We start from the raw sequence: 7,507 nt of genomic DNA, 5'->3' as shown, positions 1-7,507 counted from the left end.
AATACCGAATACCGAATACCGAATACCGAATACCGAATACCGAATACCGAATACCGAATACCACATGCAGTCATAACCTTTTTAAAACGAGATCTCTTTTAAGGGAGATGGCATGCTTAAATACCTTTACGCTCAACAAAAGAGCAAACTAATATTCTTTGTAGTCTTCTCTCTTTTAAGTAGTTTGTTTGAAATTGCACTTTCATTTGTAATGCTTCAATCCGTTAATCTTGCCATGGATGGCAATTTGTCGGACGCACTGAATGATGGACTCTGGTTTGGCCTTTATATATTCTGCTATTTTGTTATCGACTTAATTTGCAGACGTTTGCGCTGGTCAGTTATACAGGGCTGCCAGATGCATTTACGAGATGAACTGATTACAAAGATATTCAATCGTTCAATTCCTGAGTTTCACTCATTCAATACAAGTCATTGGCTCTCAATCCTTACTAACGATCTTGATTTACTTGAGGAAACATACTTCCGCGTCTTTATTGATCTCTTGATAGATGTCTTTTCTGGCGTAGTAAGCCTAATACTCTTGCTGTTTATTTCACCGTGGCTCGTACTGTTCATTTTATGCATGATAGCTGTTCAGATGTTTGTTCCCAACACAATGTCCGGAATCATTTCTAATAAACGAAAAGCACAATCTGAGTCAGCTGAGCATTTTATTGCTACAGCAAATGAGCATCTTGAAGGGTTTGATCTGCTCAGGAGCTTTCATCTAACAGAGGCCTCACGGGTTGCCATGAGTAGTGCGAATCAGGCTTGGGAGAAGCAGAAATTTGGTGCTCGGTACTTTAGTTCTTTAGCTCGCTTACTTTCATTCACTGTGGGTCAAATTATTTACATTGGAATTTATTTTATTGGCGCCATTCTTACCCTTAATGGATTAATGACAGTAGGAATGATGGTTGCGGCATCTCAGCTTGTTGTCTACATAGCAAATCCTATTCAAAACATAAGTGATTCAATTACTGATATGAGAAGCGCAAAAGAGATAATTACTAAAATACAAACGCTTCTTAATGAAGCCCCAGCTACAGAAAGTGGGGTAGAAAATACCCCTGAGCGTTTTGAAAATCTAACGGTCAATCATGTTTCGTATGGCTATGACAAGGACAAATTAGTTTTATCGGATATTAGTTTTACTTTGGAACGTGGCGGAAAGTATCTTCTAGAAGGAAGTTCGGGAAGTGGAAAGACAACACTAATCAAGCTGCTAACAGATGCCCTGAGCCCAGATAACGGAGATATTTGTTTGGATGGCGTGCCAATCAAGCAATTCAAAAGTGAGCAATATGCTCGATTCATAATCCCTTGCTCTCAGCAAACGTTTATTTTTAATGCAACTATCAGGGATAACGTAACGTTGTTTTGTCATGACTTTACTGATGAAGAAATTATTGACGCTATTACAAAATCAGGCTTTTCTGAGATTCTTACCCGATATCCAGACGGAATTGATCATGTGATTGATCAAGCTGGAAGCAGTCTTTCTGGTGGAGAACGACAGAGGCTTGCTCTTGCACGAATCTTTTTGTTTAAGCCACAAATTGTGATTTATGACGAGAGCTTTGCTCATTTGGATGCCGGCTCAGTTCAGAGCCTCATTGATTTGATTTTAAAAGATAAGGAAAGAACCGTTATTATGACGTCTCATCAAGTAACCCCTGAAATAAGAAATCGCTTCCACTCTCTTGTTTTAAAAGACGGAAGCATCCAGTCAGAAACCGTTTAGCTTTTGCTTCTTTACCTAGTTGTAATATATGAATACAAAGATATAACTAGGTAAAGGAGTGTCCATGGACAGCATTGTAACTGCTCGTATTCCTGTTGAAGTCAAAAATCAGGTTACCGAGGTTCTTGAATCGCTTGGGTCAAACACCACCCAGCTAATTAATGCGGCCTTTGAATATGTGCTGGTGACAGGCAGACTTCCTGATGCTCATGAAAGCGCTTCGTTGGAATCTTCTGCCAAAGGGTCTTCTCGCCAATTGAGCGAGAAGGACAAAGAGCAGCTTGCGTCACTTTTTGGAAAGATTTCAGTTCCCGCGCCGGCGTCGTTTTGGAATGATTTAGGCGATAGCACCTACAAAGAGGCAATCAGCGAGTGGAGGTCAAGTGACTATGAAGCTCTTGATTGATACTAACGTTTTGCTGGACGTCTTTTTGTACAGGGAACAGTTTGTTGCAGACGCGAAAAAACTTTTCATAATGAAGCAGTTTAGAGATGCCGAACTGTGGATAGCAGCTCAGTCATACACAGATCTCTACTATGTGGGTGCTAAGGCTCACGGCTCTGCCCACATGCAAGAGATACTAAAAGAAGTATCTCCACTGCTCACCGTATGTTCTATTGATGGAGCGGATATTTCAAATGCGCTGTCTGAGCAGTGGGAAGACTTTGAAGACTGCCTTATTTGGCGCGCTGCTAAGAAGATAAAGGCAGATTATATCGTCACAAGAAATACGGCAGATTTTGTTCGCTCGGATATACCAGTGCTTACACCTGCCAAGTTTTTCTCGACAATAGAAGCTGAACAAAATCTTGTTTATGAAGAGGCTGAATTTTAGAGGTAGTAAGGTGTGGGATAGTGCTGCAATAGCGCAAATTTGGGTGGCGCAAAAGCTTAAAGCTGGGTAACGCAAAAGCTCAGCATAGTGCGATAAGAAAATCTACTACAAACACACTTAGATATGTATTAAAAGTCGTGCTTGGGGGTATATAGAATCCGATGAAGATTCAGTCCCCGGCACGATTATTGTTTGGGGTAGGAGGGTGATTTTATGAGACTAGATAAATGGGCCGTAACCGCCCAGGAAGCACTGCAGGCAGCTCTTGGTATTGCTGGTGATGTAGAGGCTTCCGAGGTTGCACCAACACACCTGCTCAAGGCGCTACTGGACAGCAATGAGCGCAACCTGCGTTCTATCTTGGAGAAGATTGGCGCAGATCCTGACACCATTGCCACGCAGGTAGACCAGGCAATTTCCAAGGCTCCAAAAGTAAGCGGAGCGCAGATTGGCATTGGCAACGACCTTCTCAAGGTTATCAATGAGGCCGAGAAACTTGCCACTAAGCTGGGAGATTCCTACGTTACCTCTGAGCACCTGCTCACTGCGCTTGCAAACGACAACACTGACGCAGGTAGGATTCTTCGCGACGCTGGCGTTACTGCTAAGCGCGTGGAAGAGGTTTACAACGAGCTTCGTGGCGATGAGCGCGTAACCTCTCAGGATGCAAAGCCGCAGTTTGAGGCCTTGGAGCAGTACGGTCGCAACGTGACCGACCTTGCTCGCCAAGGAAAACTTGATCCAGTTATTGGCCGCGTCGAAGAGATTCGTCGCACCATTCAGGTTCTGAGCCGCCGCACCAAGAACAACCCTGTTCTTATCGGCGAGCCTGGTGTTGGTAAGACCGCAATTGTGGAAGGCCTGGCAGAGCGCATTGTTTCTGGCGACGTTCCAAGTACCTTGCGCGACAAAGAGCTTGTTGAGCTTGACATGTCTGCCCTGGTAGCAGGCGCAAAATATCGTGGTGAGTTTGAGGACCGCTTGAAGAGCGTGGTAAAAGAGGTGGCCAAGTCTAACGGCCAGATTATCCTCTTCATCGACGAGCTTCATACCATCGTAGGCGCTGGCGCTTCCGAGGGATCCATGGACGCTGGTAACATCTTGAAGCCAGCGCTTGCTCGTGGCGAGCTCCGCGCAATTGGCGCTACCACGCTGGATGAATACCGCAAGTACATCGAGAAGGACGCTGCTCTTGCACGTCGTTTCCAGACCGTACTTGTCTCCGAGCCTACTGTTGAAGACACCATTTCTATTCTGCGCGGCCTTAAGGAGAAGTACGAGCAGCACCATCGCGTCCGTATTACGGACTCTGCTCTGGTTGCAGCAGCAGACCTCTCTAACCGCTACATTTCTGACCGATTCTTGCCAGATAAGGCAATTGACCTGGTAGACGAGGCAGCATCAAGGCTTCGCATGGAGCTTGATTCCATGCCAGCAGAAATTGATGCGGTTGATCGTCAGCTTACTCAGATGCAGATTGAGGAGCAGGCTCTGATGAAGGAGGAAGACGCTGCTTCAAAGGAGCGCTTGGAGAACCTTCGCGCAGAGATTGCTACAACTCAGGAAAAGCTTGATGGCATGAAGGCCAACTGGCAGAATGAGCGCGGGGCAATTGACCTGGTACAGGACTTGAAGTCCCAGATTGAGGACGCAAAGGTGCAGATGGAGCGCGTGACCCGCGAGGGTGATTTGGCGCAGGCATCCGAGCTTCGTTACAGCACCATTCCAGAGCTTGAGCGTAAATACGATGAGGCAGAAAAAGCCCTTCTCGCCAAGCAGGAAGACGGCGGAATTCTCAAGGAAGAGGTCACCACGGACGAGATTGCCGAGGTAGTTTCTTCGTGGACCGGCGTTCCTGTTTCCAAGATGATGCAGGGCGAGATGGACAAGCTCAAGAACCTTGAGGACCAGCTTCACCTGCGTGTTATTGGCCAGGACGACGCTGTTTCCGCAGTTGCAGCAGCAGTCCGCCGTTCTCGCGCAGGTCTTGCAGATCCAAACAAGCCTCTGGGCAGCTTCTTCTTCCTGGGCCCAACCGGTGTAGGTAAGACTGAGCTAGCAAAGGCACTGGCAGAGCTACTGTTTGACGACGAGCGCTCGCTGATCCGCATTGATATGTCTGAGTACATGGAGAAGTTCTCGGTCCAGCGTCTTATTGGCGCACCTCCAGGATACGTGGGCTATGACGAGGGCGGCCAGCTTACCGAGGCAGTTCGTAGGCATCCATACTCCGTCATCTTGCTGGACGAGATGGAGAAGGCTCATCCTGACGTCTTCAACATCTTGCTGCAGGTTCTGGACGACGGTCGCCTAACCGATGGTCAAGGTAGGGTAGTGAGCTTCAAGAACACCATCATTATCATGACCAGTAACGTTGGCTCACAGTTCATTGCTGGTGCCGGCGCGGAAGGCTTCAACGAGGAGTCCAGAAAGCAGGTTATGGAGGCGCTGCGTAGCTCCTTCCGCCCTGAGTTCTTGAACCGTATCGACGACGTGGTTGTCTTTCAGCCTCTGGGTCTTGAGGACATTGAGCGCATTGTGGACATTCAGCTTAAGGATGTTCGTAGCAGGCTTGCTAACGAGCGCATGACGCTGGAACTTTCTGAGGCTGCTAAGCAGTCGCTGGCTCTTGATGGCCTGGATCCTGTTTACGGCGCTCGTCCTCTGAAGCGACTGATTCAGCGTCGTGTTGTTGACCAGGTAGCAAACTTGATTATTGCAGGTGAGCTGCATGAGGGCGATACTGTTCTGGTTGATACTGACGAGAACGGCAACTTGATTGCTCGCAAGAAGTAAATGAGGCTGCACATGTGCGATAAGGCAAACAGGGCCGAGAAGCCCGAGGCGCACAAGGACGCTGTGCAGGTCGCAGCTGCTGCGACGGCTACACCGCAGGTTGCGGCTGCTGCGACGGCTACCGCGAAGGCCTCGACGCACAAGGACACGGATTCCAAGAAAGCGCAGGTTGTTGACCCGGAGTTTGCTCGCGCGGAAAACGAAGACGATGACGGTTACGACCCGTACTCCGATCGTCGTCCCGTGAGCGAGCCTCTCTTTGAGCGCGATCCCTGGAGCTAGATCACCGGGTTTCTCGCCAGGCGCTGAACGCTACAAACAAAAGCCGCTGGTACATGATGTATCAGCGGCTTTTTGCGTGCGGCTCGACGGTTAGTTCATGATTGCGAGCCTGAAAAGTACGCCATGTCTGAGTAAATTTACTCAGACATGGTGAGAAAAATCGGCAAATAGCTCAGACTTGGTGCACTTTTCCGGCAAATCATTCAGACATGGCGAGAAAAACAGGCTCCATGTGAGCGCCAATGGAGCCGTCAGAAAAACGCTTCAAAATCCGCCTGAAAAGTACAAAGAATCTGTGTTTGGAACACAGATTCTTTGATGAAATCAGGCAAATCCACCGATTCTTTTATGTATTTAGGCAAAAGTTACAGATTCTTTGCAGAAATCAGGCGCGCAGCGGGCGGCTCAGTTGCCGACACACCGCGCGACTTCGCGACTTTGCGGCTACCGCTGGCGAACCGCGCGGCTTTGCTGTTTAGCGAATCGCAACGCCCCAGTTGGTGGACATCCAGGTCCAGAGGAAATAGAAAACTGCGGCAATGATAGCCAAAACAATGATGGCGGCAATCAGCGAGCCTGCATTTGAGCGGCGCTCTTTCCTGACAAAAATGTCGCGCTGGCCCTTAGGAACCTGCAGGTATTGGCCGTAGTGAACGTCTTTGCGAAGGTGAGCAATCTCGTTCTTTGGCTTGCGCCAACCTTTCTTCGCGTAAGAACCCTTGCTGGATTCAAAGCCAGCAGCCTGGTTCTCGGGAAGTTCGAGCTTCTCGCCCGGCATCGTAAAGTCGCTGATAGGCTCCACTGTTTTGTGATGACGGTGCTGGCGAACGTACGGCTGCTTTGCTGCGTCCTCGCCTGCATGCTCAGAAATCTCAGATGACGAGAAGTGCTGTGCACCAGTTGCATAAAGCTCGGCATTATCAGCTGGCTGGGCTTCCTGCTCAAAAGATTCAGCGTATTCAAACTCCTGCTGAGCGTCAGAACGAGGATCCTGATCCGCAGGTGAAACGTTGTTTTCAAGGTTGTTCGAGGTGTCCACGATGGTCCTTTTGTCGTAGTCTCGCAAAACATTGATATAAAACATGATACCGCAGCGCGCGCAATCCTGCACAGTTTTGCTTGGATATTTGAGTGGTCGCAGATTGAGTGCGTGTCGGCTCGCGTGTCGGTCCACGTATCAATGCAGTACATAATCGCAGGATAATCTTAGTCAGTAAGACTTAGAAATTTTATAAAAAGTTGTATAAATTCGTGCAAGCAGGGTACAACAGATGATGAATAACGAAGTGCCAATAACGGCATCTACCAGTAAAGGAGTGGTTACTATGAAGAATGTAGTTCCCTATGATCGTATTGCAAGGAATCTGAGCACGTGGCCATTTGGCTCATTTGATTCTTTCTTTGACGCGCCTTATTCCGCCCTGTCCTCTGTTTCGTCCGATGCATTTGTCATGAACGTTGAGGATGCAGGCCAGTCTTACGTGGTAACGGCCGAGCTCCCTGGCGTTTCTAAGGAGAACATCGACGTCGAGCTAAATGAGGGCAGGCTTTCAATCACCGCTACTCGCAAGGAGTCCGAGGAGGAGAAGGCCAAGAACTACCTGCACAAAGAGTCTTCTGAGTGGCAGGCAACTCGCGGCGTGTATCTGAAGGATGCAGCTCGAGAGGGCCTAACTGCAAAGCTTGATGGCGGCATCCTGACCATCACTGTTCCAAAGCAGGATCAGCAGGCTAGCGTCACAAAGATTGCAATCGACTAACACTAGTGCTCTGAGCGGCAGCTTTGGCGGTCAGTCAAGCTGCTGCTCAGGCAGTAAGGTGCCTGGTAGTTGACCTGCCAGGCACG

General features: G+C 48.5%; 7 protein-coding genes. 6 read left to right on the top strand and 1 reads right to left on the bottom strand.

What is annotated here, in order from left to right:
* Positions 1-112 precede the first annotated feature (112 nt).
* From RWJ96_RS06750 to RWJ96_RS06730, 5 genes are all read left to right on the top strand, one after another.
* Positions 113-1,747 (top strand): ABC transporter ATP-binding protein, encoded by a 1,635-nt coding sequence (locus RWJ96_RS06750; RefSeq protein ID WP_314019623.1) that lies wholly within the window; start codon positions 113-115, stop codon positions 1,745-1,747.
* Between the two features lie 64 nt (positions 1,748-1,811).
* On the top strand, positions 1,812-2,153 hold the full coding sequence (locus RWJ96_RS06745) for a type II toxin-antitoxin system RelB/DinJ family antitoxin (protein WP_314019622.1): 342 nt from the start codon (positions 1,812-1,814) through the stop codon (positions 2,151-2,153).
* Positions 2,137-2,583, top strand: coding sequence for a PIN domain-containing protein (locus RWJ96_RS06740; RefSeq protein WP_314019621.1), 447 nt, complete (start codon positions 2,137-2,139; stop codon positions 2,581-2,583). The genes RWJ96_RS06745 and RWJ96_RS06740 overlap by 17 nt, the downstream gene beginning before the upstream one ends.
* A gap of 213 nt (positions 2,584-2,796) precedes the next feature.
* Positions 2,797-5,379 carry an ATP-dependent chaperone ClpB gene (gene clpB, locus RWJ96_RS06735; RefSeq protein WP_314019619.1) on the top strand — a complete coding sequence of 861 codons (2,583 nt, stop codon included), beginning with the start codon at positions 2,797-2,799 and terminating at the stop codon, positions 5,377-5,379.
* Positions 5,380-5,391: 12 nt separating this feature from the next.
* Entirely contained in the window at positions 5,392-5,661 is a 270-nt protein-coding gene (locus RWJ96_RS06730; RefSeq protein WP_314019617.1) for a hypothetical protein, read from the top strand.
* A gap of 475 nt (positions 5,662-6,136) precedes the next feature.
* Here RWJ96_RS06730 and RWJ96_RS06725 read toward each other — a convergent pair whose 3' ends face one another.
* Positions 6,137-6,700 (bottom strand): hypothetical protein, encoded by a 564-nt coding sequence (locus RWJ96_RS06725; RefSeq protein WP_314019615.1) that lies wholly within the window; start codon positions 6,698-6,700, stop codon positions 6,137-6,139.
* Between the two features lie 286 nt (positions 6,701-6,986).
* Between RWJ96_RS06725 and RWJ96_RS06720 the strand changes: the two genes are divergently transcribed.
* Positions 6,987-7,421, top strand: a complete 435-nt coding sequence (locus RWJ96_RS06720; RefSeq protein WP_314019613.1) for an Hsp20 family protein — start codon at positions 6,987-6,989, stop codon at positions 7,419-7,421.
* Positions 7,422-7,507 lie beyond the last annotated feature (86 nt).

This window comes from Lancefieldella parvula, from assembly GCF_963547875.1.
Classification (GTDB): domain Bacteria; phylum Actinomycetota; class Coriobacteriia; order Coriobacteriales; family Atopobiaceae; genus Lancefieldella; species Lancefieldella parvula_D.
This window is presented reverse-complemented; position numbering and strand designations above follow the sequence as displayed.

Bases quoted from the DNA above. Each gene is read 5' to 3' on its own strand.
- RWJ96_RS06750 (WP_314019623.1), top strand. From the start codon at position 113: ATGCTTAAATACCTTTACGCTCAACAAAAGAGCAAACTAATATTCTTT.
- RWJ96_RS06745 (WP_314019622.1), top strand. From the start codon at position 1,812: ATGGACAGCATTGTAACTGCTCGTATTCCTGTTGAAGTCAAAAATCAG.
- RWJ96_RS06740 (WP_314019621.1), top strand. From the start codon at position 2,137: ATGAAGCTCTTGATTGATACTAACGTTTTGCTGGACGTCTTTTTGTAC.
- clpB (WP_314019619.1), top strand. From the start codon at position 2,797: ATGAGACTAGATAAATGGGCCGTAACCGCCCAGGAAGCACTGCAGGCA.
- RWJ96_RS06730 (WP_314019617.1), top strand. From the start codon at position 5,392: ATGTGCGATAAGGCAAACAGGGCCGAGAAGCCCGAGGCGCACAAGGAC.
- RWJ96_RS06720 (WP_314019613.1), top strand. From the start codon at position 6,987: ATGAAGAATGTAGTTCCCTATGATCGTATTGCAAGGAATCTGAGCACG.